Source organism: Dyella nitratireducens (genome assembly GCF_014642835.1).
GTDB classification, from domain to species: domain Bacteria; phylum Pseudomonadota; class Gammaproteobacteria; order Xanthomonadales; family Rhodanobacteraceae; genus Dyella_B; species Dyella_B nitratireducens.
The window spans coordinates 78,676-103,246 of record NZ_BMJA01000007.1 but is presented as its reverse complement, the minus strand read 5'-3'; the positions used below and the strand labels follow the sequence as shown (position 1 = coordinate 103,246).

General features: G+C 60.9%; 22 protein-coding genes. 7 read left to right on the top strand and 15 right to left on the bottom strand.

Annotated features, from left to right (window positions below):
• Window positions 1-8 precede the first annotated feature (8 nt).
• A complete protein-coding gene (locus IEX75_RS23550) occupies window positions 9-176 on the top strand; it encodes a 30S ribosomal protein THX (protein WP_188798429.1) in 168 nt (55 codons plus the stop codon).
• A 109-nt stretch (window positions 177-285) separates the two neighbouring features.
• Here IEX75_RS23550 and hutI read toward each other — a convergent pair whose 3' ends face one another.
• The 3 genes from hutI to IEX75_RS23535 all read right to left on the bottom strand — a co-directional run bounded on the left by hutI (window position 286) and on the right by IEX75_RS23535 (window position 4,583).
• Window positions 286-1,506: an imidazolonepropionase gene (gene hutI, locus IEX75_RS23545; RefSeq protein ID WP_188798427.1), complete on the bottom strand. Its 1,221-nt coding sequence runs from the start codon at window positions 1,504-1,506 to the stop codon at window positions 286-288.
• The gene (locus IEX75_RS23540; RefSeq protein WP_188798425.1) at window positions 1,503-2,948 is read right to left on the bottom strand and encodes a chloride channel protein; all 1,446 of its coding nucleotides are present in this window, start codon (window positions 2,946-2,948) and stop codon (window positions 1,503-1,505) included. The genes hutI and IEX75_RS23540 overlap by 4 nt, the downstream gene beginning before the upstream one ends.
• A gap of 72 nt (window positions 2,949-3,020) precedes the next feature.
• On the bottom strand, window positions 3,021-4,583 hold the full coding sequence (locus tag IEX75_RS23535; protein ID WP_188798422.1) for a bifunctional GNAT family N-acetyltransferase/carbon-nitrogen hydrolase family protein: 1,563 nt from the start codon (window positions 4,581-4,583) through the stop codon (window positions 3,021-3,023).
• 90 nt (window positions 4,584-4,673) lie between these two features.
• Between IEX75_RS23535 and IEX75_RS23530 the strand changes: the two genes are divergently transcribed.
• Window positions 4,674-6,038: a formimidoylglutamate deiminase gene (locus tag IEX75_RS23530; RefSeq protein ID WP_188798420.1), complete on the top strand. Its 1,365-nt coding sequence runs from the start codon at window positions 4,674-4,676 to the stop codon at window positions 6,036-6,038.
• Window positions 6,039-6,146: 108 nt separating this feature from the next.
• Here IEX75_RS23530 and IEX75_RS23525 read toward each other — a convergent pair whose 3' ends face one another.
• The 3 genes from IEX75_RS23525 to IEX75_RS23515 all read right to left on the bottom strand — a co-directional run bounded on the left by IEX75_RS23525 (window position 6,147) and on the right by IEX75_RS23515 (window position 10,397).
• A complete protein-coding gene (locus tag IEX75_RS23525; protein ID WP_188798418.1) occupies window positions 6,147-6,962 on the bottom strand; it encodes a hypothetical protein in 816 nt (271 codons plus the stop codon).
• A 719-nt stretch (window positions 6,963-7,681) separates the two neighbouring features.
• The gene (locus IEX75_RS23520; RefSeq protein ID WP_188798416.1) at window positions 7,682-8,074 is read right to left on the bottom strand and encodes an STAS domain-containing protein; all 393 of its coding nucleotides are present in this window, start codon (window positions 8,072-8,074) and stop codon (window positions 7,682-7,684) included.
• The gene (locus IEX75_RS23515) at window positions 8,064-10,397 is read right to left on the bottom strand and encodes a SpoIIE family protein phosphatase (RefSeq protein ID WP_188798414.1); all 2,334 of its coding nucleotides are present in this window, start codon (window positions 10,395-10,397) and stop codon (window positions 8,064-8,066) included. The genes IEX75_RS23520 and IEX75_RS23515 overlap by 11 nt, the downstream gene beginning before the upstream one ends.
• A gap of 271 nt (window positions 10,398-10,668) precedes the next feature.
• On the opposite strand from IEX75_RS23515, the gene IEX75_RS23510 reads away from it, so the two are divergent.
• Window positions 10,669-10,833, top strand: coding sequence for a hypothetical protein (locus tag IEX75_RS23510; protein WP_188798413.1), 165 nt, complete (start codon window positions 10,669-10,671; stop codon window positions 10,831-10,833).
• On the opposite strand, the gene IEX75_RS23505 is transcribed toward IEX75_RS23510, so the two are convergent.
• Window positions 10,824-11,765 carry a LysR family transcriptional regulator gene (locus IEX75_RS23505; RefSeq protein ID WP_188798412.1) on the bottom strand — a complete coding sequence of 314 codons (942 nt, stop codon included), beginning with the start codon at window positions 11,763-11,765 and terminating at the stop codon, window positions 10,824-10,826. The genes IEX75_RS23510 and IEX75_RS23505 overlap by 10 nt on opposite strands.
• A gap of 116 nt (window positions 11,766-11,881) precedes the next feature.
• On the opposite strand from IEX75_RS23505, the gene IEX75_RS23500 reads away from it, so the two are divergent.
• The 3 genes from IEX75_RS23500 (at window position 11,882) to IEX75_RS23490 (ending at window position 15,394) form a co-directional block, all read left to right on the top strand.
• Complete coding sequence (locus tag IEX75_RS23500; protein WP_188798411.1) at window positions 11,882-12,997, top strand: aldo/keto reductase; 1,116 nt, start codon at window positions 11,882-11,884, stop codon at window positions 12,995-12,997.
• 57 nt (window positions 12,998-13,054) lie between these two features.
• Window positions 13,055-13,885: an alpha/beta fold hydrolase gene (locus tag IEX75_RS23495; protein WP_188798410.1), complete on the top strand. Its 831-nt coding sequence runs from the start codon at window positions 13,055-13,057 to the stop codon at window positions 13,883-13,885.
• 258 nt (window positions 13,886-14,143) lie between these two features.
• On the top strand, window positions 14,144-15,394 hold the full coding sequence (locus IEX75_RS23490; protein WP_229721060.1) for an MFS transporter: 1,251 nt from the start codon (window positions 14,144-14,146) through the stop codon (window positions 15,392-15,394).
• A 70-nt stretch (window positions 15,395-15,464) separates the two neighbouring features.
• Here IEX75_RS23490 and IEX75_RS23485 read toward each other — a convergent pair whose 3' ends face one another.
• Both IEX75_RS23485 and IEX75_RS23480 read right to left on the bottom strand, forming a co-directional pair.
• Window positions 15,465-16,367, bottom strand: a complete 903-nt coding sequence (locus IEX75_RS23485; RefSeq protein WP_188798408.1) for a LysR family transcriptional regulator — start codon at window positions 16,365-16,367, stop codon at window positions 15,465-15,467.
• A 292-nt stretch (window positions 16,368-16,659) separates the two neighbouring features.
• Window positions 16,660-17,940 carry an alkaline phosphatase family protein gene (locus tag IEX75_RS23480; protein ID WP_188798407.1) on the bottom strand — a complete coding sequence of 427 codons (1,281 nt, stop codon included), beginning with the start codon at window positions 17,938-17,940 and terminating at the stop codon, window positions 16,660-16,662.
• Between the two features lie 170 nt (window positions 17,941-18,110).
• On the opposite strand from IEX75_RS23480, the gene IEX75_RS23475 reads away from it, so the two are divergent.
• Window positions 18,111-18,587 carry a nuclear transport factor 2 family protein gene (locus IEX75_RS23475; protein WP_229721059.1) on the top strand — a complete coding sequence of 159 codons (477 nt, stop codon included), beginning with the start codon at window positions 18,111-18,113 and terminating at the stop codon, window positions 18,585-18,587.
• Window positions 18,588-18,764: 177 nt separating this feature from the next.
• On the opposite strand, the gene IEX75_RS23470 is transcribed toward IEX75_RS23475, so the two are convergent.
• The 6 genes from IEX75_RS23470 to IEX75_RS23445 form a co-directional block, all read right to left on the bottom strand.
• Complete coding sequence (locus IEX75_RS23470) at window positions 18,765-20,009, bottom strand: TIGR03862 family flavoprotein (protein WP_188798403.1); 1,245 nt, start codon at window positions 20,007-20,009, stop codon at window positions 18,765-18,767.
• A gap of 39 nt (window positions 20,010-20,048) precedes the next feature.
• Complete coding sequence (locus IEX75_RS23465) at window positions 20,049-20,558, bottom strand: cupin domain-containing protein (RefSeq protein ID WP_188798401.1); 510 nt, start codon at window positions 20,556-20,558, stop codon at window positions 20,049-20,051.
• The gene (locus IEX75_RS23460; protein WP_188798399.1) at window positions 20,555-21,082 is read right to left on the bottom strand and encodes a methylated-DNA--[protein]-cysteine S-methyltransferase; all 528 of its coding nucleotides are present in this window, start codon (window positions 21,080-21,082) and stop codon (window positions 20,555-20,557) included. Before IEX75_RS23460 ends, IEX75_RS23465 begins: the two co-directional genes overlap by 4 nt.
• A complete protein-coding gene (locus IEX75_RS23455) occupies window positions 21,079-22,593 on the bottom strand; it encodes an AlkA N-terminal domain-containing protein (RefSeq protein ID WP_188798397.1) in 1,515 nt (504 codons plus the stop codon). Before IEX75_RS23455 ends, IEX75_RS23460 begins: the two co-directional genes overlap by 4 nt.
• 173 nt (window positions 22,594-22,766) lie before the next feature.
• Complete coding sequence (locus IEX75_RS23450) at window positions 22,767-23,315, bottom strand: cytochrome b (RefSeq protein ID WP_188798395.1); 549 nt, start codon at window positions 23,313-23,315, stop codon at window positions 22,767-22,769.
• On the bottom strand, window positions 23,315-24,388 hold the full coding sequence (locus tag IEX75_RS23445; protein WP_188798392.1) for a catalase family peroxidase: 1,074 nt from the start codon (window positions 24,386-24,388) through the stop codon (window positions 23,315-23,317). Before IEX75_RS23445 ends, IEX75_RS23450 begins: the two co-directional genes overlap by 1 nt.
• Window positions 24,389-24,571 lie beyond the last annotated feature (183 nt).

Genomic DNA, 24,571 nt, shown 5'->3' with positions numbered 1-24,571 from the left:
AGTTTCCCATGGGTAAGGGCGATCGCAAAACCCGCCGCGGCAAGACCTACCGCAGCAGCTACGGCAACACCCGCGCGCACTCCGTGAAGCCGGCGGTGGCTGGTGCCGGTTCGGCCGTGACCAAACCTGCCGCGGTGAAGAAGGCTGCCCCCGCGCCGAAGAAGAAATCGGCCTGAGCGAGTCCGCTCGCAGGTACGAAAGACCCCCGCCAGTCGGGGGTTTTTCATTATTGAGCCGGCGTTTTGGCCTGGTGGCCTTGTGTCTGGCGGACAGAACAGGGCATTTCTAGAAGAGTGCTGCCATGCCCCCGATCCAGATCTGCCGCACCAGCCCGCCGCCGATCCAATAGCAAAGCTCCGCAGGCTGCTTCGCATTCCATACCACCAGATCCGCACGCTTGCCGACAGCTAGTGTGCCGCGATCATGCAAACCCAGCGCACGTGCCGCATGGACGGTGATACCGCGCAAGGCTTCCTCCGGCGTCAAGCGGAACAAGGTACATGCCATGTTCGCGGCAAGGCGCAGCGAGAGCAGGGGAGATGTGCCGGGATTGCAGTCCGTGGCAATAGCGATGGGAACGCCATGCGAGCGCAGGCTTGCCACCGGCGGCAACTTGGTTTCGCGCAGCGCATAAAAAGCGCCTGGCAACAGCACGGCCGCGGTGCCGGCACGCGCCATCGCTTGAATGCCCGCGTCGCTTAGGTACTCGAGGTGATCTGCCGACAACCCGCCAAATTCGGCTACCAGCGCAGCGCCATCCAGATCGGACAGCTGCTCCGCGTGGAGCTTTACGCGCAGGCCAAGCTGCCGCGCGTGCTCGAACACGCGCTGTGTTTCGGCACGGGTGAAACCGATGCCCTCGCAGAATGCGTCGACAGCATCGACCAGGCCTTCCTGGGCAAGTGCGGGCAACAGCTCGTTGCAGACCAGGTCGACATAGTCGTCGCGGTGATCCTTGTATTCCGGCGGCAGCGCGTGCAGGCCGAGAAAGCTGGTTTGCACGTGGATACCCAGTTCCCGGCCGATACGGCGTGCGACGCGCAGCATGCGACGCTCTGCTTCCAGTTCCAGGCCATAGCCGGATTTGATTTCCAGCGTGGTCACGCCATCCGCCAGCAGGGCACGTGCGCGCGGCAGCGACTGCGCCAATAGCTCGTCCTCACTGGCGTTGCGCGTGGCCCGCACGCTGGAAACGATGCCACCGCCGGTGCGCGCAATCTCTTCGTAAGTGGCGCCGTTCAGGCGCAAATCGAATTCCTGTGCGCGATCGCCGCCGAACACCAGATGCGTGTGGCAGTCGATCAATCCCGGCGTTACCAAAGCGCCGCCGATATCGTGCATGTCTCGCGTCGTGGCGACTGATTCAGCAGAAAGATCGCGCATCGCGCCGATCCACACGATCTGTCCGCCTTGGCATGCGATGGCTGCATCGGTCAGCAATCCGTAAGTGGCTTCACCGACGAAAGTCGCCAGTGATGCATGGGTCAGCAGCAGATCCCAGTTCATGGGTCGGATTCTTCCGTTTCGGTTTCCGTGCGCGCGACAGGCTCACCGTACGCACTCGTGGCACCGATGTCTTCGGCCGGTGGCGATGTTGAGGCATGTTTTTCTGCCTGTAGCCGCTCGAAGTCCCGGATCATGCGTTCGGCAAAATCCTTGTACACCGGCGTAGGCGAAAAAATGGATGATGCGGCACGCGCCAACAGACAGACGGCCATGATCGGAATCACCATGTCCTGGTTGTTGGTGAGCTCCATCGCGATGACTGCAGAGGTCAGCGGTGCGCCGGTGACACCCGCGAGGTAGGCGCTCATGCCCAGCAACACCACAGCTGCCTCCGGTGCATGAGGCAGGAAGTAGGCAATGTTGTGCCCCAGGCCGGCGCCAACCGCCAACGCCGGCGAAAAGATACCGCCCGGAATACCAGCCCAGTACGACACCACATTGGCCAGCAGCTTAAGTGCGCCGAAGCCTTCGCCAGGGGTGTCAGATGCGCCCTGGACAAAGGCGCGTGCCTGCGCATAGCCGGTGCCATACACCGTACTGTGCGACAGCACACCGATCACGGCCAATGCGAGGCCGCAGCCGACCGCGAACAGCACCGGATTGCGCTCGCGCAGCCGGCCGACGACAGCCAGCGGCCCCTGCCTGCTCAACAGAATCAACCGTGCAAACAGGCCGCCCGCCAATCCGCACACGATGCCGCACTGCAGGACCGCAAGCCAGGCATGCCCCAATGGCAGGCTGGCCTGCACAGTGCCGAAGTAGGCGTAGTTTCCGAGGATGCCCATCGAAACCACCCCGCCGACGAACACGGCAGTAAGCAGCAAACCGCTGAAGCGGTGCTCGAAGGTGCCAGCCAATTCTTCGATGGCGAACACCACGCCCGCCAGCGGCGTGTTAAATGCGGCAGCGATACCGGCGGCGCCACCGGCAAGGATGAAGCGCGACAACGCCTTGGGATCGTCAAAGCCGAAACGCCGGCCCAGCCAGTGCATCAGCCCCGCGCCAACGTGCACGGTCGGCCCTTCACGGCCAATGGATGCACCCACGGTCAAGGCGAGCAAGGTCAGCACCATCTTGCTGACGGCAATCGGCAAGGCCAGCATCTTGGCGCGGAAACCGACATCGTCTACGTGGATCGTCGCAATCACCTGCGGAATACCGCTGCCGCGCGCTGCGCGCAGCCGCCCTTCGGTTACCCAGCACAGCAGGCCAAACACCAGCGGCGTAAGAATCAACGGTATCCAGATGCCGTGCGTTAGCAGTTTCTCGAACAGCTGATACGCCCAGTCGCTGGCCTTGGCAAACAAGATGGATGCGAGTGCGACCACAATGGCGCCGCTCCAGAGCGCAATGCGGCGTTTCCATTGATAGGGAGCGAAGAATTCGTGGCCTAGTACGGCACGTAGACGCGGGTTGGAGGCTTGGGGTGAGGATGCGGACATTGGCAGATTATGGCAGACCAGCCCGCTCTCCCTGTGTAGGTTGGATTTGCAGCCCAGCCGATGGAGAAAGCATTACCGCGACTGCCTCAACCACCGCGTCTCATACAAGTCGTACCGCCGATCCTTCAGATTCTGCACCGTCCCCGCATTGCGCGCCCGCGCCAGGCTCTCCAACCGCAGATCGGCGAACAACACCGTTTCGATATTCGGCGTGGAATCCGCCGCCACGCCGTCACGCGCAAACACGAAATCGCTGGGTGTAAGGATGCAGCTCTGCCCATACTGGATGTCGAAATTGTTCACGCCGGGCAGGTTGCCGACATTGCCGGAAAGAATCACATAGCACTGGTTTTCGATCGCCCGCGCCTGCGCGCAGTAACGCACGCGCAGATAACCTTCGCGCACATCGGTACAGAACGGCACGAACAGCATCAGCGCGCCTTGATCCACCAGGTGCCGTGCTACTTCAGGGAATTCCGAGTCGTAACAGATCATCACGCCGATCGGCCCGCAGTCAGTCTGGATCGTTGCAGCGCTATCGCCGCCGGAAACGTTCCATACATTGCGTTCGCTCGGCGTGGGGTGCAGTTTCTCGCGCTCGTGCACCGAACCGTCGCGCAGGCACACATAGCAAACGTTGTGGATATCGCCGTTCGGCTGTTCGGTTGGATGCGAACCGCCCACGATGTTGATGTTGTAGCGCACCGCCAGGTGGCTGAAGAGTTCCTTCACCTGCGGCGTGTAATGACTCAGCTTGCGGATGGTTGCCACCGGCGAGAGTTCTTCGTTCTCGATCGACAGCAACTGCAACGTGATCATTTCCGGGAACGCCACAAAATCCGCGCTGTAGTCCGCCGCGATATCGGTGAAGTATTCGACTTGCGTCGCGAATTCCTCGAACGACTTGATGCGCCGCTGCAAATACTGCACGGTCGCCACGCGTACCGAATCAGGCAAATGCCGCGGCGATTGCACCACCGGTATATCGGGCTGATCGAGCAGGGCGGGGTTGCGCCATACCAGGTGTGCGGCGTAGCCCAGCGACTCGTAGTCGGAAGGTACGTAGCCGCGCAGCAAGCCGATGATCTCGAAATCGTTCGTCAACTGAAAACTTAGCGTGGGGTCGCGTCGACGTCCTTCCGCGACCGCTTGCACATACGTCTCCGGGCTGCCATAGCGCTGGATGTTTCGCGACAGCCCAGGTATGCGTCCGCCAAACGTGATGCCGCGCAGCTTCAAATCCATGCACAGCCGTTTGCGCGCCTGATACAGGCGCTGGCCGATGCGCATGCCGCGGTAATCCGGATGTACCACCACTTCCATGCCATACAGCCAATTGCCGTCCGGGTTGTGGCGCGAGGCCATGCCGCCGCCGGTGATCTGCATCCAGGTATGCGGCTTCAGCGCCAGCGATTCGTCGATGCGAAAGGTGCCGCAGTAACCCACGATGTTGCCTTCGTACTCCACCACGAACTGGCCTTCGGGAAAGTGCGTCTGCTGGGAGCGCAGCATTTCCGCCGAGTGGCCCCATTCGGGCGTATAGACGCGTGCGGTGAGATCGACCAGCGCCGGCACATCGCCTGGTGCCGCCTGGCGCAAGGTCAGCAGGGGTGCGTTTTCATTTTTCTTGGCCATGGACTTCATCCTTTCCTAAGCAAGGTGAAGCAAATGCGAGTACGGCTGCGTGCCGCCGGTTACACTTGATGGGCTACAAGGAGATTGTTCATGAGCGATACGGCCCCGGTCTACCAGTTTCAAGCCCATCATCTATGGCAGGGTGCGCAGTGGCAAACCGACGCCGCGTTCGGCGTGGACAGCACTGGGCGGATCATTGCTTCGGCCGGCGAATCGCCTGAATACCTCGACGGCTGGGTGTTGCCCGGCATGCCGAACCTGCACTCGCATGCCTTCCAGCGTGCCATGGCCGGCCTGGCCGAACGCCGCGGCCCCGGCGACGATTCCTTTTGGACCTGGCGCGAAACCATGTACGGCTTCGCCGAGCGTATCGACCCGGATACCTTGCAAGCCATTGCCGCGCAGCTCTACGTGGAAATGCTTAAGGCCGGCTACACCCAGGTTTGCGAATTCCATTACCTGCATCATCAGCCTGATGGCAGCCCCTATGCGCAGCCGGAAGCCATGTCGCTGGCGCTGATCGAGGCGGCACGCGAAGCCGGCATCGCGTTGACGCTGCTGCCCGTGCTCTATATGAGCGGCGGCTTCGATGGCCGCGCACTGTCACCACGCCAGCGGCGCTTCGGCAACCACGTGGATGGCTATCTGCAATTGCTCGGCAATCTGCGCAAGCATGAAAGCCACGATGTGCGTGTTGGCGTGGCCTTGCACTCGCTACGCGCCATTCCAGAGCACGCATGGCGCGGCGTGATGGAACACGACGCGCTGAAAAATGGCCCCATCCATATCCATATCGCCGAACAGATCGGTGAAGTGCAGGACTGCCTCGCCACGCGCGGTGCACGCCCGGTGGAATGGCTGCTCGATCATGCGCCGGTCGATCATCGCTGGTGCCTGGTGCACGCCACGCACCTCACCGAGAGCGAGACCGCGCAGCTCGCACACCGCGGAGCCATCGCTGGATTGTGTCCCACCACGGAAGCCAATCTCGGCGACGGCCTGTTTCCGCTTGCACGCTATATCGATGCCGGTGGCGTACTCGGCATTGGTTCGGATTCGCATATTTCCATATCACCTGTCGAAGAACTGCGCTGGCTTGAATACGGCCAGCGGCTAAGCACGCGCCACCGCAATGTCGCTGCACGCCATGCCGGCGAAAGTGTGGGTGAAACACTCTGGCGCGCCGCGTTGAAGGGCGGGGCGCTGGCGGCCGATCTGCCGATCGGTTCACTCACACCGGCACAGCGGGCCGACTTCATCGTGCTCGACAGCGAATCGCCTCTGCTTGCGGCACGTGATGCGCGCTCGGCGATGGATAGCTTCCTGTTCGCCGGCAACACGCCACTGGTGCGCCATGTCATGGCCGGCGGACGCTGGGTGGTGCGTGATTTCCATCACCGCGATGAAGCACGCATCGCCTCTCGCTACCGTGCCGCGATGCAACGGCTAGCTTAAAGGCGCGATCAGTGCAGGTGTGATGAAAAATCCGGCGAGCTTTGAGCTCGCCGGATTTGCGATTAAACACATCGCCTTTGGCACGCGTAGGGGTGAGTAGTCCACCCACTAATAATAATTGTAGTCATTCCAAGTCCGCACGACGTACAAGGAATATGTGCCTTTGTAGTAGATATCTGGACCGCCAATCTGCTCGTTGTAGCCAGTGGTGTAGAGCGGCACGAGATCCGCGGTATAACAGGTGGCAGTACCGGTTATCTGGATGGCGATTTCCGCGTCGGAGCCCTGTTCGGTTCCGCTATCAAGGATGGAATTATCCAAGACCATGTTTCCGCTAAAGCTGTCCGTGCCGAGCGGGCAATTCGTATCCGGGATATTGCCGGAGACGGGAATGGATGTTCCAGGAGCAAAACTGCCTGCTGTGGTCGCCGGCTTGCCGTTGACATCAAGGTTGGTAATGGATTCATAAACGGTGCAGTCAATCTGGTCGCCGATGCTGCCGTCTGGCAGGCAGGTTTCCTGGATGGAGAGGTTGCTCCAGGTGATTAGCCCGCCCAGGGCGCTGCCGCTTCCGGAAGAGGAGGTGGCGTTGGCCTGGTCGGCACCGCTCCCTGCATCGGTGCTGTTGTCATCGTCTTGGGATTGATAGGTCGTTACACCGTTGATGTTTTCGGTAACGGACGGCGCCGGTTCGCTGTTGCTGCCGGAGTTGGTCGTCTCGCTTTGGTCGTCCGGCCCCCAGGTTTGGGTTGTCGGGAGCAGTCCAAGCAGTGTTTGCGTTGCCGTACCACTATCGGAATCCGCTTCACTGCTGAACTGGACACTTTGTGTTTGTGCGTATGCTGCGCTTCCCGGTCCAAAAGTCGCCACAACAAGTGCAGTGGAAAGCATCTTCATACTTAGGCTGTTGCGTATCGCATGCATGGCAATTCCCCTCATCAGTGGATGGACATGACTTGCTTGCATCGCCCTTGCTGATGGGCTCCGAACTTCAGTTATGTGTTGCCGTCATCCCGGTGAAAGCTGGGACGACGAGTAAAATTTGCAGCACCGCTGACGTTCGTGGCCAATCAGGTTGCCCGTTGAATGTCGGGCGCGGCTTTATAGGCCGAACAGGGTGAATGGCAGGTCGATGTTTTTGCCATCGATTGAAGATGCTTGCGTGAAGCCGGTGAAAAATCTTGCATAGTTTATGCTGCCGTCTTTATTCGGACGTATGGACGTCCGAATGTGATGGCAAATTAACGTAACCTGGTTGCGTTATGCTCTTGTTGCGCCATGGTGAGGGATCGCTGCGAAGCCAACTGCATCACGGTTTGCAGTGGCGAATGGCGCCAAGTTAGTGGCCTTTGCCTGTCAATGGGCAGAGCGATGTCCAGCAGGTTTGCAGCCGGAGCCGGATCATCGGAAGGCTGCTGCCCGCTACCTCGCGTGGCGGCCTCCGGCTGCAAGCCTGCTGGACATCGGCGCGGCGTGCATTGTGGCGAAGGCTGCATACAAAGCGAGTAAAGGGTGCGTGCGCGGGCGTAGAAAATGCGTAATTTCGCTCGTGTCCCGTAGGTTGGGGTGTAAACCCCAACGTCGCCATGTCCATCGCCCATCATGTTGGGATTTGCACGCCAACCTGCGACGCTACGGTCCGGTCACTCCAACTCCTCTCCCTCATGCAACACCCGCCGTTGAATCCGATCCAGATAATCATCTAACTCCCGCACGTTCTGGAAAATCTCATTCACCGGCACCGCCTTCACGATGTCGAACACTTTCCGCACCTGCACCTGCGGATTTACCAGCAAAGTCTGGCCATCGCGCGCGCGCATCGCTTTCCTGGCCTTGGCAATGCTTCGAAGGCCTGCGCTGCTGATGTAATCGAGCGCGGATAGATCGAGCACCAGGGTGCTGCCGGTGTTCATCTGCTCCAGCACCTTGTCGGCTTGCTTGTCGAACTCGCCGAAGCTGATGGCATCCAGCCGTCCTTCCAGGTAAAGCGTGGATCGCTGAGGGGTGAACGGATCGATGCGCAGATTAAGTGCCATGGCCGTGCTCCGTAGGATTAGCAAAGCGCAGTTGAAGATGATTGCCGTCTTCGTCATGCGTGTAGTTCAGTTCGCTGGACATGGCCCGCACCAGATGAATGCCCAGGCCGCCATCGTCCTCGCGGTCCGCAAGATCGCCGGTAAGGGTGGGGGAGCCGAATTGCAGCGGGTCGAATGGCGCGCCGTCGTGGTTCAGCTCCACCAGCACGGCTTCGTCGATGATCATCATGCGCAGGCCGATGGTTCTTTCGCTTCCATGGAGGTTGCCGTGATGAACCATGTTCACCATCAACTCCTCCAGCACCAGGCGCACATCGGCGCGCACATCGGTGCGTATGCCGGCTTCGTGCAGGGTTTCCGCGCAGAGATTGAGCGTGTCGAACACTTTTTCCAGCGTAGCGGGAAAAACCAGATCGAGCATCAGCGTCCCCTTGTCCAGTCCGGCATGGTTCCAGCGTAGTGCGAGCAAGGCGATATCATCGCTCTGACCGTGGCCGGCGGAAAATGCCTCGATATCCTCGACCAGGAACTTCGTCGGATCTCGGGGTCCCGTTCCATCGGTCGCATCGTGGAACTGACCCAGCCTGGCCAGCAACCTTTCGCCGCCGTATTGCTCCAGCGTCTTGCTGGCAGCTTCGGTCACGCCGTCGGTGTACATCAACAAGGTATCGCCCGGTTTCAGGCGAACGCGTATGGCCGGAAATGAAGCGGCTTCGTCCAGGCCGAGTGCAGAGCCTGACGTGACCGGCAACCAGCGCGGCGCCTGATTGCCCCATAGCACCGGTGGATCGTGCCCTGCGCTGGCGAGCGTCATATAGCCGGTCGCCACATCCAGAAAGCCGCACAGCAAGGTCACGAACATGCAGCTGTCGTTGTTGCGGCACAACTCATCGTTGATCAGCTGCAGCAAGTGCTGAGGCGATTGCGCGCGCGACGCCATGGCCTTGGCAAGCGTAATGGTGCGCGCCATGAACAAGGCCGCGGGAATGCCTTTATCGGCGACGTCACCCACCATGAAGCAGAAGCGCTGATTGGGCAGCATGAAATAGCTATACAGATCGCCGCCGACGCTGCGTGCGGGTTTCAGCACGGCAAACAGTTCAAAGTTCTGGCAGCGCGCATCGAGATAATGCGGGCCGGGCAGCAACGCTGTCTGGATCTGCTGTGCGATGTCGAGTTCGCTGGCAAGCCGCGCCTGCTCTTGCGCCACGCGGGTCAGTTCTTCCAGGTGCGCGGCCAGTTCAAGGCGCATCCGGTCGAACGCATGTGTAAGCCGGCCCACCTCGTCATGGCGGCGTACACGTGGAAGCGCAAAGTCCAGCGCGCCGCGTGCAACCAGCTCTGCGCGTTCGGCGAGCACACCTAGCGGTGCCAACGTGCGCCGGATGGTGATCATCACGATCAGTCCCAGCAACAGTATCGTCAGCGCGCCGAGCACCAGCACCGACATGAACGCATGGCGTACCTGCGCATAAATGAGTTCCTCCGGCACGACCACAGCAAATTTCCATTGCGTGCCCGCAATCGGCTGGTCGTACATCCATGCTCGCTCGCCCTGCAGATTCAACCGGTGTGCGTTCGCGTATTCCGGCAGGCTTGGTGCACTCAGTTGGCTGAGCAGGGTGGTTTGGGCTTCCTTGCCTACCTGTTCCACGGCATCGTTGGCCAAGTACCTGCCTTGCTGATCCATCACGAAAGCATGGGTGCCGGCCGGTAGATGCATCGATAGCAAGACGCCTTGCAGCCAATCCAGCGTGACATCCGCATTGACGACACCGATGGTGTTGTCGTCGGCCTGCATCGGTGCCGAATAGCTGACCAGCAGCCGATGCCGCGATTGCGACCAGAACACCGGATGCCAGCATCCTTGGTTGCAAACCAGCCCTTGCTGAAACCATGTTGCGTTCCAGTAAGGCTGCGGGTCTTTGAAAAGATCCCGGTGCGCGAGCGTTCCATCGCTCTGCCGGTCGACGAACGGTGATTGCCCCGCCTCTTGTGCCGCGGTGCTGCCCGGCACGAATGCTGCGGCGAGACCTGCAAGATCGGCATTGTCCGCGAGGGCGTCATGAATCAGCGATGCGGCGTTCCGCGGGCGCGGCTCGATAACGGCGGCCAGTACGCGGGTGGTGTTGGTGATGTCGTTCAGGCGCAGCTGGACGAGGCTGCTGCCCTGGCTCGCCAGTGCCGCGGATTCACGCTGTGCCTGCTGCAGCAATTGCTTGCCCACCAGGTGAAACAACAAATAGCCGCTGGCGACGAACACAAGCGCCGCACCGGCCAGCACCCATAGAGCCAACCTCCACGCCAGACTGCGCAACGACATGATTTCCCCCGCCTGTCATCACGAGCGGTTATAGCGGATTCGGTGACAGCCCTGATGCGAAGGAGTACGCACCTCGTGATGCCAAAAACGGGCTGGTCGCTGTCGGCCAGCTTACGCCGGGGCGGCGAGCATGAGGTTTCTTTCACAGCTCGAAAGGGAGAGGAAAGTTGCAGCCTGAACCCTCGGCATCAGTTCAGCTTGGCATCGTCATCGCAACGTTTTTTCGCTGCGTTTTCCGACGTGAGTTTCCACTGCTCACAGGAGAACCATCATGCGTCGATACCTTCCCAAGCTTTTGATTGCGCTGGCCGTGTTTGGCGGTGTTCTGATGCAGACTGGCTGCATCGTCGTTGCACCACGTCCGGCGCGTGTATGGGTGCCTGGATATTGGGGGCCGGGACACGTATGGGTAGGCGGCTACTACCGTTATCGTTGAACGCGTTGCTGCGAGGCATTCATGTCACGCGCACCCCATTCGCGAATGAAATCGATGAACACACGCAGTTTCGGGGGAACCTGGAAGCGGCTCGGGTAGTACAGGTAGAAACCGTCGAACGGCGGCAGCCATGGCCCGAGCACGCTTTCCAGCCGCCCTGCATCGATGGCGGCACGTGCAGAGATTTCCAACATGCACGTCAGGCCGATGCCAGCTTCGGCAGCGCGTAAAGCCAGCGGAACGTCGTTGACGGTGAGGCTCCCGTCGACGGCGATTTCGTACCAGCGGCCTTTTTGCTGGCCGCTGCGATGCGCGAATTCCCAACGATAAATGGCGCCGCTGCTGGCGAAGCGATGCCGGATGCAGTTGTGGCGTTGCAGTTCCTTGGGTTCTTTCGGGTAGCCATGACGCTTGAAGTAATCCGATGATCCCACCACGACCGCGCGCATCGGTCCGCCGATGGGAATGGCCACCATGTCGCGTTGCAGGCGTTCGCCCAGACGGATCCCTGCATCCAGGCCTTCGGCCACCAGGTCCGTCAGGCCGTCTTCCACGCGGATGTCCAGTTGCACGTCGGGCCAGCGCGCCATGAATTCACCGAGCATCGGCTCGATGATGGCGCGGGACACCACGCTCGCCACGGTCAGGCGAATGGTGCCGCGTGGGCGGTCGCCATGCTGGCGGATCGCATCCAGGGCCACATCCAGTTCGTTGAGTGCAGGCGCTATGCGCTGGAGCATTTCCTGGCCGGCTTCGGTCAGCCCCACGCGTCGCGTGGTGCGCTGGAGCAGCCGCGTGCCGAGCTGGCCTTCCAGTTGCTGCACGGTCTGGCTCAGCGCGGATGGCGTCACCTCCAGTGCCGCCGCCGCGCGGGTAAAGCTGCCGTACTCGGCGACGGCGCGGAAGGCGCGCAGGGCGTAGTGGTCGCGCATGGCCTGGCTCTCCATTTATTAGCATGGCTACATAATGCATCAAGCTGATGGTGGTTTTTCAACATGATCGGCCAGCGCACACTGCACCCCGTCGTCACCCACTACGGAGTTCAGCCATGTCGCTCGATCAATACTTCACGCTTGGACGTTCCGGCCTGCGCGTCAGCCGTCTAGCCCTTGGTGCCATGACCTTCGGCGATGACTGGGGCTGGGGCACGGCGGAGCAGACCGCCCGCGCCATGTTCGATCGTTACCTGGAAGCCGGCGGCAACTTCATCGACACCGCCGACATGTACACCGAAGGCACCAGCGAAAGCATGCTGGGCAAGTTCATCGAAGAAAGCGGTGCGCGGGATCGCGTCGTACTCGCCACCAAGTTCACCTACAACGCGGAGCCCGGCAATCCCAATGCCGGCGGCAACGGCCGCAAGAACATCATGCGCGCGGTGGAAGGTTCGCTGCGCCGCCTGCGTACCGATTACATCGATCTGTATTTGCTGCACACCTGGGACCGCATCACGCCTGCTGAAGAAGTGGTGCGCACGCTCGATGATCTCGTGCGCGCGGGCAAGATCCGCTACGCCGGACTCTCCGACATTCCTGCCTGGTATGCGGCGCGCGCGCAGACGTTTGCCGAAGCGCATGCGTTGACGCCACTGGTGAACATGCAACTCGAATACTCGCTGGCCGAGCGCCACATCGAGCATGAGTACGTGCCGCTGGGGCAGAACCTCGGCATGGGCATCACGGCATGGAGCCCGCTCGCGATGGGCATGCTGTCGGGCAAGTACAAGCCCAGCCAGCAAGGTGGCGAGGGTGATGGACGGCTGGCCAAGATCGGCAACGCGCCAGGCTTCGAACGCTTTACCGCGCGCAACTGGAAGATCGTTGCCGAACTGGAGAAGGTAGCCAAGGAAGCCGGCCAGAGCATGGCGAGCGTCGCGTTGAACTGGGTGGCGACGCAGCCGGGCATTGCCTCCGTCATCATCGGCGCCACCAAGCTGGAACAGCTCGACGCCAATCTCGCCGCGCTTGCTTTCCAGTTGCCGGTTGATTTGCGTGCTCGTCTGGATGCCGTCAGCGCTACGGAAAAACCGTTCCCGTATTACATGTTTGCCGACATCCAGCAGACGCGGATTCATGGTGGCGTAGCGGTGGGCGACAAGCCGTCAGGGTATGCACCATCCGTGTTCGTGCCGAAGCTGGCGGCGCGGGAGTTCAAAACGCGTTGATGTTTCTCCCCCCTGCAAGCAGGGGGAGGGGCTTGCTTATCGGAGAAAGGGAGCACCATGACCAACTCGACGTCACACTGCATCGGCGTCCCTCACGCCCACCTCTACGCCGAACAAACCGGCGAGGGCGACGCCATCACCCTGCTGCACGGCTTCCTGGTCGACCGTGGACAATGGGACTTCGAATTCACTGCTTTGGCCGACACGCATCGCGTACTGCGCTATGACGCCCGCGGTTTCGGCCGCTCCAGCATCGAACCTGGCAGCTACGCGCATCACGAAGATCTGGCCGCCGTGTTGGACGCATGCGGCATACAACGCACCGCCTTCCTCGCCTGTTCCGGTGGCGCAGCCACCGCTTTGGATTTCACGCTGGCGCATCCGCAGCGTGTCAGCGCACTGATCCTCATCGGTCCCGGCTACTGGGGCCGCTTCGCCGACAGCACGCCGGCAGCGCGCGCTTTTCTGCAGGCACTCGGCACCTTCGACGTCAATGGCATGATCGATAGCTCGCTACGCGCTTTCACCGACGGTCCACGCCGTGCCGTCAGCGAAGTGGACCCCGTCGCCCGCAGGCATACCGAAGCCATGACCTCGCAGTTGTTCAAGCGCGAAACCAGCTACTGGACACGTGCTGCGCAAGATCAACGCACGCCGAAGCCCAGTGCACTCGAACGCCTGCATGAAATCGATGTACCAACCGTGCTGATCGTCGGCAGCGAAGACCAGATCGAAGTGCATCAGCTGGCGCAGGAACTCCTCGAAGGCTTGCCGCAAGCACGCATGTATGTCGTGCATGGGGCAGGGCATCACGCCAACTTGGAAGCGCCCACTCAGGTGCGCGGCATTGTGCGTGATGCTTTATCGATGGCGGCATTCGCGGATTGATACGTGCCGGCTATCGAGCCGGACTTGCGGTGTTATCGACGTTCCACGGAAGGAACTCTATGCTTGCGCTACCTGAAAAAAACCGAGCGCCCTCACCGTCATTCCGGCGAACGCCGGAATCCAGTACAAACATGGTATGCGAAGCATTCAATACAAAGGTTTTGTGTGCTTCGCACGACGTATTAATACTGGATTCCGGCGTTCGCCGGAATGACGGCGAGGAACTTCGAGTCACTGTCGCGACCACGCCGCACCGTTATGGACACCCTCTCAACGGACAACCTCATCCGCCACGGCACCCCGGCCTTCAAGCGCACCAACCTCGCGCTGTTCGCCGCCGGTCTGGCGACCTTCGGCTTGCTGTATTGCGTGCAGCCCCTGATGCCGCTGTTCAGCCAGCACTACGGCATCAGTGCCGCTACCAGCGCGTTGTCGCTGTCGCTGACCACTGGCGTGCTGGCCTTCGCCATGCTGTTTGCGGGCGGCGTGTCTGATGCAGTGGGACGCAAGTCGGTCATGGTAGCGTCGCTGCTTTCTTCCGCCGTGCTGGTGTTGCTCACTGCGTTGATGCCGAACTGGTACGCGCTGCTGACGCTGCGAACGCTGCTCGGCATCACGCTCAGCGGTTTGCCGGCCGTCGCAATGACGTATCTCACCGAAGAAATGCATGCCGAATCGATTGGCCTGGGCATGGGCCTGTACATCAGCGGCAGCGCGATTGGCGGCATGAGCGGGCGACTGATAGCCGGCGTGGTGGCTGACTTTGCCGGCTGGCGCGCTGGTGTCGCCGTGGTCGGCATCATTGGTTTGATCGCTGGCCTGGTGTTCTGGAAAGCCTTGCCGCCGTCGCGCCACTTCCATCCTCAAGCCTTGCAATGGCGTGCGTTGTTTTCCCGCTTCGCCGGCATCTTTCGCGATCCCGGCCTGCCGTGGTTGTTCCTGGAAGGCTTTCTGCTGCTCGGCGCATTCGTCACGGTCTACAACTATCTGGGCTATCGCTTGCTGGCGCCGCCGTTCAATCTCAGCCAGACCGTGGTTGGCCTGATCTTCGGCATCTATCTGGTCGGCACCTTCAGCTCGGCCTGGATGGGGCATCTGGCCGGCAAACTGGGTCGGCGCAAAGTACTCTGGACGGCGTTTGCGCTGATGCTATGGGGCGTGGCATGCACCATGACAGCATCGCTGTGGTTGATCATCTTTGGCCTGACGGCCATTACCTTCGGTTTCTTCGGCGGCCATTCCATCGTCAGCAGCTGGGTAGGGCGGCGTGGCGGTGCGGCGAAGGCACAGGCTTCGTCGATGTACCTTTTCAGTTATTACATGGGTTCGAGCGTAGCTGGCTGGAGTGGTGGCTTGTTTTATGCAGCGTATCATTGGCTAGGCGTTGCGCTGTTCGTCGGTGCGCTGGTGCTGGCCGGCTTGCTGATCGCGTTGTGCCTGTATCGCCTACCGCCTTTACCGCAGTTAGCCACGCCACCTGCACCCATGAGTAAGGGAGCGATGCCGTAGGTTGGGGTGTAAACCCCAACATCGACATGCATATGTACACGAATTGTTGGGGTTTGCATCCCAACCTACGCTAGCCTTTGGCTGCGGTGAGTAACTGCACGAAACGTGGCACCAGCGGCGAACGCTCGTCATCGCGATACACCACGTGGATTTCCGACATGGCGTTCGTTTCCGCCAACGCCACGTAGCTGACCCCTTCCACGCGGATGTGATCGCAAGACTGGGGCAGAATCGCCACGCCGAAGCCGGCGGCAACCAGGCCGATGATGGTGGATGCCTCGCGCGCTTCCTGCGAAATGCGTGGTGCAAAGCCTGCCTCGCGGCACAACGTCATGACATGTTCGTGCACGCCTGCACCGGCGTTGCGTGCGAACACCACGAACGGTTCCTGCGCCAATACTTTGACCGACAACTTGCCGCGCGCACCCACACGCTTCAGCGCGGGGTGATCCGAACGCAGCACCGCCACCAGCGGATCGCGGAACAGGCGCTTGGAAATCAGGGATGAAGGCAGCGTACTCGGGCGCAGAATACCCACCTGCAAGCGGCGCTCAAGCAGCGCATCGACCTGCTGCAGCGAATTCATTTCTTCCAGCTGCAAATGCACCGCGGGAAAGTGCTGGCGGAACGCAAAGATGGCGCCGGGGATATCCTGCGAAAGCGGCGTCGTGCGCGTAAAGCCGATGCGCAGTTCACCCAGCTCGCCGCGTTGCGCGCGCTGAACCAGGTCCACGGCGCGATCGGTGCGTTCGAGGATATCGCGCGCTTCCTGCAGCAACACCCGGCCGGGCTCGGTCAAGGCCACGCGCCGGTTGGTGCGCGTCAGCAGGCGGGCGCCGACCGCGTCTTCCAGCTGGCGAATCTGCTGGCTGAGCGGCGGCTGCGACATGCCCAGCCGCTCGGCAGCCTTGCCGAAATGCAGCGTGTCGGCGACGGCGACGAAGTAACGCAGGTGGCGGAGTTCGATGTTCATGGCCGCTACTTTCGTGGCATGCGGCGCGATGCTCAAGTGCTGCCCTATTTTTACCTAGAACTACCCCTTCCCCTGCGGCAGTAGGGGAGGGCCGGGTTGGGGTTGCTTGTGCTTTAGCGCACAGCCGAATTGACTTTAGATAGCAAGCAGCGTGTGGCCGGATGCACCTTGCTGCGATATAGGATCGCCTGCCGCTCGCTTCGCTCGCACCCCACCCTAACCCTCCCCTGCAAGCAGGGGAGGGAACTGCATCTCGTATTGTTGATGCTCGACGCTAATCAGATACCAAGCGTTATTGGGCTGGCGCCGGCTCCGGCTTCAACATCCCCTGCACATCCTCGAACTTCCCGTCGCTGAACTTCGGCGAGATCCCCAGCAAATGCGCCATCAGCGGATAGACGTCCACGTTGGGGAAACTGTGATAACGGATGCCGCTCTGGAACGCCGGCCCATGTGCAATAAACGAAGCCTGCATCAGCGGATCGGCATTGTCATAGCCGTGTTCGCCAATGCTTATGTGGCCAGCGTGCTTGGCCTGGTAGTCCGTGGTGGTAATGCGCCAACCCACGTCGGCCAGGCACACCAGCTGCGGCACGCGTGCATTGGCGCCGTAGTTGAAGCGTGCAGGGATGCGCGTCTTGTCCCAGCAATGCATATGCTGCTGCGGCTGTTCGAGCTTTTCCTCGATGGCATTGAAATCGTGCTTGCGCTTGGGATTGAAGCCAGCCACCACACCCAGGCTCACTTCCTCCACGTCGTCCATCGGAATCAGCTTGTCGATAAGAATGCTGTTTTCCAGCGGTACGCTCGCCATGCCGTGGTCGGCCAGCACGATGATATTGATCTTGTCGTATAGGCCACGCTGGCGCAGACCATCGACCAGGCGCGCCATGGCTTCATCGGTTCCGCGCAATGCCTGGTTCACTTCCGCTGAGTCCGGCCCGTGCTCATGGCCGGCATGATCGACCGCATCGAAATACAGGGTCAGGAAGGTGGGGCGTTGATCCTGCGGCAGATCCAGCCACGCAAGGACTTGGTCGACACGCTGGTCGGGTGTCACCTTGCCGTCGTATGGTTTCCAGTAATCCGGATGCTTGCCCTGGATATTTGCTTCGGAGCCGGGCCAGAACATGGTTGCGGTACGCAGTCCGTTTGCATCGGCCGTCACCCACAGTGGCGTGGCCTGGTCCCACCACAATTCATTGCTCACTGCCTTGCGGTCCTTCAACGAGAACTTGCCCAGTTCCGGATCGACCATGGTGTTGTTGACGATGCCGTTGTGGTCCGGCACCAGGCCGGTGACGATGGCGTAGTGATTGGGAAACGTCAACGAGGGAAACGACGGCTGCATCCCATCGGCATGCACGCCCGTGGCAGCGAGTTGCTGCAAGGTGGGGCTGAAACCGCGGTTGATGTAGTCGGCGCGATAGGCGTCGATGGAGATAAGCAGCAGTGGCGCGGTGGCCGCAGCCTTGGCCTGTTGCGCCTCCGTTCCGGCCGGTACAGAGGGATGCGTGGCGCAGCCCCCCAGGGCAATGAGCGAACAAAGCAGCAGGCTGGATAAGCGTTTCATGGAATGGAACCCGAGTTTCGATCAGCCGTGAATCATGACGCAGTTATATGACTAATTCAGCATGTCCGGTGGTGCGTTGACATGCCGCATACCGTCGCAAGTTTTTATGCAGGCCGGACCGGGCCAGGAATTACAATGCCAATTCCCCGTGCCACCTGATGAGAGCCCTCATGTCTGCGATTGAGCAACGCCCGCCCTTGCCGCCGTTTACGCGCGAAACCGCGATCCAGAAAGTCCGCCTGGCCGAGGATGCCTGGAACACGCGCGAGCCCGGCCGCGTAGCGCTCGCGTACACGCCTAATAGCCGCTGGCGCAATCGTTCGGAATTCCTCAGCGGCCGCGATGCCATCGTGGCTTTTCTTACGCGCAAATGGGCGCGAGAGTTGGAGTACCGCTTGATCAAGGAGCTTTGGGCGTTCGATGGCAACCGCATTGCTGTGCGTTTTGCCTATGAGTGGCATGACGATTCCGGTAACTGGTTTCGTTCCTATGGCAACGAGAACTGGTTGTTCGATGAAAACGGCTTGATGGCCGAGCGGCATGCGAGCATCAATGATGTGCCTATTGCCGAATCGGAACGCAAATACCATTGGCCGCAAGGACGCAGGCCGGATGATCATCCGGGGCTAAGTGATCTTGGTTTGTAAGCACGATTCACGCCCCATCATATGCAGGGAGTTTCGCAATACCTCACCGTCATTCCGGAGAAGGCCGGAATCCAGTTTTAATATGCGTCCGAAGGACACGATATTTTTTTATGTTGTGTGCTTCGCACGGCGCGTTTGTACTGGATTCCGGCTTTCGCCGGAATGACGAGAACAGGATTACGCGATGTTGTGTTTCAACCATGCCGCCACACCAAGCCCCGCGCGATACCCACTCGCAAAACATGCCGTCAGCAAGTAACCACCGGTAGGCGCTTCCCAATCCAGCATCTCACCCGCGCAAAACACGCCGGGCAGCGCAGTCAGCATCAAGGCATCATCCAAAGCTTCCAGCCGTACACCGCCAGCGCTGCTGATGGCCTCGGCCATGGGACGTGGCTGTTTCAAGCGCAAGGGCAGGCATTTGATGGTACGTGCCAGAACGTCCGTATTGTTGCGTTGTGCCGTATCGAGCACCTCGTGCAATAAAGCCGTCTTCACACCCACCAACCCAGCCTGACGCCGCAGATGCTCGCTCAGCGTGCGACTTCCGCGCGGCTTGGCGAGATCATGGCGCAACCGATCCAATGTACGGTCCGGCGCCAGGTCCAGCTCCAACACGGCATAGCCCTCCTGGGCGATGGTGTTGCGCAAGCTGGCGGATAGCGCATAGATCAGACTGCCTTCGATGCCGGTTTCGGTGATCACACATTCGCCTTGCAGCATAGGCGAATGCCCGGAACCATCATGCAGACGCGCGGCAACAGGCTTCACTGGCGCACCGGCGAAGTGCGAGGCCAGGTGCGCACTCCATCCGATGTCGAAGCCGCAATTGGCAGGCTGCAAGGGGGCAACGTCGACGCCACGCTCAACCAACCGCGCCTGCCACGTACCATCCGAACCCAACTGTGGCCAACTGCCACCACCCAGCGCTAAAACTGCCGCACCTGCATGCACGAAGCTCTCGCCGTCCGCCGTGGCGAAATGCCAAGCGCCATCATCGCGCCAACCGAGCCAACGATGGTGCACATGAAAACGCACGCCACTTTCACGCAGCCGATGCACCCAGCCGCGCAACAGTGGCGCCGCTTTCAAGTCACTGGGAAAAACACGGCCGGAGCTGCCAACAAAGGTGTCTACGCCAAGGCCACGTGCCCATGCGCGTAGCGCATCGGCATCGAAATCATCCAGCCATGCGCCGATGTCCTTGGTGCGCTCGCCATACCGCTTGTCGAACGCCAGCCGCGGCTCGCTATGCGTAAGGTTCATGCCACCCTTGCCGGCGATCAGAAACTTGCGCCCGACCGAACCTTTCGCCTCATACAGATCGACTTCCAAACCCTGCGCACGTGCTGTTTCGGCGGCCATCAACCCAGCAGGGCCTCCGCCAATGATGATCAGGTTGGAGGGATGCGTAAAAGACATGCGCTGCCACGGTGTTGAAGACCGTGCATTGTAAAAGAGCTACGCGCCGTTTCCGCCTGGTGCCAGTCGTCGGATCACAGCCTCATGCGCCGGGTAGCGACTCAGCAGCGCCTGGGTATCCGCCAGTTCGAAGGTTGCGAATTCAAACCCTGGTGCCACCGTGCAACCTGCCAGCGAATACCCTTGCGGTCCTTCGCGCTCCGCCGCAAACCAGCAGCCCGCCGGTACCACGTACTGAAACACCGCATCCGGTTCTTGCAGCATGTTCCCAAGCCGTTGCACTTTCAATTCACCGCGGTCGTCCAGCATGTGAATCAGCAGCGGATCGCCAGCATAGAAGTGCCACATTTCATCCGAGTCGATGCGGTGCCAGGCGGAGTAGGCCTGATCGTGCAGCAGGTAATAGATGCCCGTTGATGCGCTACGTGGTGTGCCGTCCGCTCGCGTGACGCACTCATCGCATTGGTAAGTGCGCCGGTAAAAGCCACCTTCTGGATGCGGCTGCAGGTCGAGTTGCCGAATGAGCCGAGTGACGATGGTGTTTGTCATGAGCGGCCCAATGCCACCCCAAACAAGTCACCTCGTGCAATCTGATCTTCCATCGCCAACAAGTATCGTTTCGTCGGCAAGCCGCCACCAAAGCCCGTCAAGCTCCCGTCCGCGCCGATCACCCGATGGCAAGGCAACACGATCGGCAACGGATTGCGCCCATTGGCAGCCCCCACCGCGCGTACCGCCTGCGGTTGCCCGATGCGTTTTGCCATGTCGCCGTAGCTGATGGTGGTGCCGTAAGGAATCTTCGCCAGCGCATGCCACACCGCGACTTGAAACGGCGTTCCAATTGGATGCAACGGCAAATCGAACGTCGTGCGCGTGCCCGCAAAATATTCTTCCAGTTGCTTGCGCGCGAACGCGAGTTGGGCCGGATCGTGCTTCCACGCCGGGTCAGGCGTTGTCTGGTGCTTTCCGGTTTCGAACCACACTTCGCGCAAGCCTTGCGCATCGGCAGCCAGCAACAGCTTGCCGATGGGTGTGGATAGATAGTCGTACCAGATATCGTTTGAGGTCGTCATGCCGCTGTTCTCTTTCGGGGCGCAGCGGACAGCTTGGCCGGCTCGCTCACACTGCGCCATAGATGCATCACCGCATAGGCTCGCCACGGACGCCATGCTTCGGCCATCTGCGTCAATGCCTTGGTGCTGAGCATAGTGCCATCGGTGGATGCAGCGCGGCGCAGGATCAAATCGGCAGCCGGAAACGCATCCGGATGGCTCATGCCGCGCATCGCCATGTAGTGCGCCGTCCATTCGCCGATACCGGGCAAGGCTACCCAGCGTTGCACGAACTCATCCAGCGATTGCTCGACGCGAAAATCCACGCGGCCATCCAGCACTGCACGCGCGACACCGCGAATGCTTTGCGCGCGTGCAGTGGTAATGCCCAAGGCATTGAGATCGGCATCCACCAAGACGTCGGGTTTGGGAAACAGGCACTCCAGTCCAGGCGCTACCGGCACGGGCAATGCTTCGCCGTAGCGATGCACCACACGCGATGCAAGCGTGCGTGCCGCTGCCACGCTCACTTGCTGGCCGAGAATCGCACGCACTGCCACTTCAAAACCGTTCCAACTGCCAGGCAAACGCAGGCCCGGGTATTTGCGCAACGAGGCACGCATCGGTGCGGTCGTCTGCAAGGCCGTTGCAATGGCTTGCGGATCAGCGTCCAGATCGAACATGCGGCGAATGCGCGTCACCACCGATAGCATCTTCGCCGGCTGCGGGCAATGCAGTTGCAGACGCAGTGCATGTTCCTTGTCCGGCCACGCACTCAGCCGCAACCAGCCCGGCGTTTCAGCGGGACCGAAGACACGCGTGTAACTTTCCTCATCGACCACTTCGATGCCGGGCAGGGCACGGCCGCGCAGAAAGGCCAGCAGCGAGTGGAAGTCGTAAGGCGGCCGGTAATGCAGGCGCAGTACCAGGCTGTCGCTATGGCTCGCATGCGGTTTCCTGCGCAGCTCGCGCGGCGCAATGCGGTTGGCCTGCAAGAACGCCGCATTGAAGCGCCGCAAGCTGCTGAAGCCCGATGCAAGCGCCACATCGGTGACGGGCATATTCGTCTCGGTCAGCAACTGCTTGGCAAACAGCAGCCGGCGCGTGGTGTGCACATCGATGGGCGGCGCTCCCAAGCGTTCCACGAACAAGCGCCGTAACTGCCGTGCTCCGACACCGACACGGCGCGCAAGCTCATCCACCGGATGATCTTGCAGCAGGCCGCCATCGATCAGCTTCAATGCGCTCGACACCACGTGATCGCCGCGCTGCCAGGCATCGTTACCCGGTGCCAACTCGGGCCGGCAGCGCAGGCAAGGGCGAAACCCCGCCGCTTCCGCCGCCGCGGCCGTCGTGTAATAGCTGACGTTCTGGCGCTTGGGTGAAGGCGAAGCAGGACATACCGGCCGGCAGTAGATGCGGGTGGTGCTGACGGCAATGAAGAACAGCCCATCAAAGCGTGCATCGCGACTCAGTCGGGCCCGTTCGCAGGTTTGCGGGTCCAGCGTGGGGACGGTGTGGAGTTGTGTCATGCGTGCAGGCTAGCACCGTTGCAAACGGGAAACTCGCCGTTTTCGGACATCAACGCCAGCGACGCCTGATCGGCGTTGAACTTGCACTCACCATCCCATCGTCGCCCCGGCGAACGCCGGGGCTCAGTGTCTTCAAACGATGCCTATCGACCTAAGCAAGCTTACAGCTTCGCTTATTCCGGCTCGTGACGGATGCCAGTCATACTGGAAAGCACCCCATCCCTGCGAATCAAGCCGTGATACAGCGCCGCACCGAGGTGCGCGAGGAAGGTCAAGAACAACAGCGCTGCCAGCCACGCATGTGCATGCCGCAGGATCGCAAATGCGGTGGCATTCACCGGGAAAATCGGTGGCAAGCGCAGTGAATGGCTAAGCATCACCGGATAGCCACCTGCCGACAACATGGCCCATCCCACCAATGGCATCACCAGCATCAACGCGTACAGCAGATAATGCGAAGCATGCGCCGCGAGCTTTTGCAGGGCGGGCAAGTCGGCGGGCAAGGGCGGTGGCGGATTGCGTAGACGCACGATAAGCCGGATCACGGCAAGCACGAGTATCGCTATGCCGAGCGGTTTGTGGATGGCGAGCAGCCAATCATGCCGTTCCGAAACCGATGCCACCATGCCGACGCCGATAAACAACATCGACACGATCATGATCGCCATCAGCCAATGCAGTACACGGGCAGCAAGCACGAACTGGTCAGGTGAGCGCGTCATCACTTGGTCTCCGGCTTGGTGGTCGCTGCGGCAGTGCCGGGAAGATGCGCTTCCTCGCTGGTGCGGCGCAGATACGACGTGGCGTATGCAGCGGAGCGTGCAGGCAGCAGGGGATCGTCGGAAATCTCAATGCCGTGCGGCAACACGGTCGGGTCGTAGTTGATATCGCGGCATTCGCCGCTTTCCTGTGGCTGGGTGCTGGTGAGGACCAATGTGCCGGCATCGATTTCTCGCCGATCCGACGGCCACTCCTTGCTCGCATCATCGGTAGGGTCGCCGGGGTTGGCGAGCGTCACCATCAGGTGCCAGCGTTGCGGCCCTTGTGCAAGCCGTTGCGCCAGATCGGCATCCAGATAATTCGCATCGCTGCCGCCGACGGCATCACCGCTGGCTTCCGGCACCATGCGCCAGCGCACTGCATGTTTTTCTCCATTCGCATCGATGAACTCGAAGGCATTCAAGCTCCAATAACTATTGGTGACATAGCTCGCGGAGGGCTTGGCCGTTTTCACCCAGGCGAGAAACGCCGCCGTTTCAGGATGCGCGGCGAAGAACGCGCCGACTTTGGCCGGGTTGGGTTTGCCGGTCGAAGGATCGGGTTGCTGTGCCTGCAGCAGTTCGTAGAACGCCTGCGGCGTGGCGACCGGAAATACCGGCATGCTGTTCATGCCGGTGCGCCATTGCTGTCCATTTGCTTGCGCAAAGCGCAAGGCCAGGCTGCGGATGGGGGCGCTGCTGTCCGGCGCATAGGGATTGCCCACGGGAACCGCGAAACGTCCCACGACGGGTGTCCGTCCCGGCGAGAACACTTGCGCGACCGAATAGGTTTGCGCCTGACCATTGCTGTCGAAATAACCGGCCACGCACACACCTTTGGCGTGGTTGCGGCGATAGCCCGGGAAGACACCGGCATTGGCTTGCAGCTGATTCACCATGCGCTGCGCCGTCAGGCGCTGTGGTGCCAGCCAGCTGCCGACATAGCCGAAAGCCAGAACAATGACGAGCAGCACGAATGCGATCAGCGCGAAGCGTAGAAAAACACTGCGGCGAGAAAGGGGAGGTGGGGCATGCATGGGATCATGTCCTGCTGGTTGTAGGTTGCAGAAAGATGCCATCCCTCCATGGACTCGCCTGTCACCTTCGCTGATGACGGACCTGCGGTTACATCTCGCTCGTAAAGCCGCGCTGATTGCGCGGGCTACCCTTGGATTTCATTGCCGAGCCTGAGCGGCTGTGAAAGGCCCGTCAATAGACAT

Excerpts from the sequence above, each read along its gene's own strand:
- IEX75_RS23550 (WP_188798429.1), top strand. The coding sequence starts at position 9 with ATGGGTAAGGGCGATCGCAAAACCCGCCGCGGCAAGACCTACCGCAGC.
- hutI (WP_188798427.1), bottom strand. The coding sequence starts at position 1,506 with ATGAACTGGGATCTGCTGCTGACCCATGCATCACTGGCGACTTTCGTC.
- IEX75_RS23540 (WP_188798425.1), bottom strand. The coding sequence starts at position 2,948 with ATGTCCGCATCCTCACCCCAAGCCTCCAACCCGCGTCTACGTGCCGTA.
- IEX75_RS23535 (WP_188798422.1), bottom strand. The coding sequence starts at position 4,583 with ATGGCCAAGAAAAATGAAAACGCACCCCTGCTGACCTTGCGCCAGGCG.
- IEX75_RS23530 (WP_188798420.1), top strand. The coding sequence starts at position 4,674 with ATGAGCGATACGGCCCCGGTCTACCAGTTTCAAGCCCATCATCTATGG.
- IEX75_RS23525 (WP_188798418.1), bottom strand. The coding sequence starts at position 6,962 with ATGCATGCGATACGCAACAGCCTAAGTATGAAGATGCTTTCCACTGCA.
- IEX75_RS23520 (WP_188798416.1), bottom strand. The coding sequence starts at position 8,074 with ATGGCACTTAATCTGCGCATCGATCCGTTCACCCCTCAGCGATCCACG.
- IEX75_RS23515 (WP_188798414.1), bottom strand. The coding sequence starts at position 10,397 with ATGTCGTTGCGCAGTCTGGCGTGGAGGTTGGCTCTATGGGTGCTGGCC.
- IEX75_RS23510 (WP_188798413.1), top strand. The coding sequence starts at position 10,669 with ATGCGTCGATACCTTCCCAAGCTTTTGATTGCGCTGGCCGTGTTTGGC.
- IEX75_RS23505 (WP_188798412.1), bottom strand. The coding sequence starts at position 11,765 with ATGCGCGACCACTACGCCCTGCGCGCCTTCCGCGCCGTCGCCGAGTAC.
- IEX75_RS23500 (WP_188798411.1), top strand. The coding sequence starts at position 11,882 with ATGTCGCTCGATCAATACTTCACGCTTGGACGTTCCGGCCTGCGCGTC.
- IEX75_RS23495 (WP_188798410.1), top strand. The coding sequence starts at position 13,055 with ATGACCAACTCGACGTCACACTGCATCGGCGTCCCTCACGCCCACCTC.
- IEX75_RS23490 (WP_229721060.1), top strand. The coding sequence starts at position 14,144 with ATGGACACCCTCTCAACGGACAACCTCATCCGCCACGGCACCCCGGCC.
- IEX75_RS23485 (WP_188798408.1), bottom strand. The coding sequence starts at position 16,367 with ATGAACATCGAACTCCGCCACCTGCGTTACTTCGTCGCCGTCGCCGAC.
- IEX75_RS23480 (WP_188798407.1), bottom strand. The coding sequence starts at position 17,940 with ATGAAACGCTTATCCAGCCTGCTGCTTTGTTCGCTCATTGCCCTGGGG.
- IEX75_RS23475 (WP_229721059.1), top strand. The coding sequence starts at position 18,111 with ATGTCTGCGATTGAGCAACGCCCGCCCTTGCCGCCGTTTACGCGCGAA.
- IEX75_RS23470 (WP_188798403.1), bottom strand. The coding sequence starts at position 20,009 with ATGTCTTTTACGCATCCCTCCAACCTGATCATCATTGGCGGAGGCCCT.
- IEX75_RS23465 (WP_188798401.1), bottom strand. The coding sequence starts at position 20,558 with ATGACAAACACCATCGTCACTCGGCTCATTCGGCAACTCGACCTGCAG.
- IEX75_RS23460 (WP_188798399.1), bottom strand. The coding sequence starts at position 21,082 with ATGACGACCTCAAACGATATCTGGTACGACTATCTATCCACACCCATC.
- IEX75_RS23455 (WP_188798397.1), bottom strand. The coding sequence starts at position 22,593 with ATGACACAACTCCACACCGTCCCCACGCTGGACCCGCAAACCTGCGAA.
- IEX75_RS23450 (WP_188798395.1), bottom strand. The coding sequence starts at position 23,315 with ATGACGCGCTCACCTGACCAGTTCGTGCTTGCTGCCCGTGTACTGCAT.
- IEX75_RS23445 (WP_188798392.1), bottom strand. The coding sequence starts at position 24,388 with ATGCATGCCCCACCTCCCCTTTCTCGCCGCAGTGTTTTTCTACGCTTC.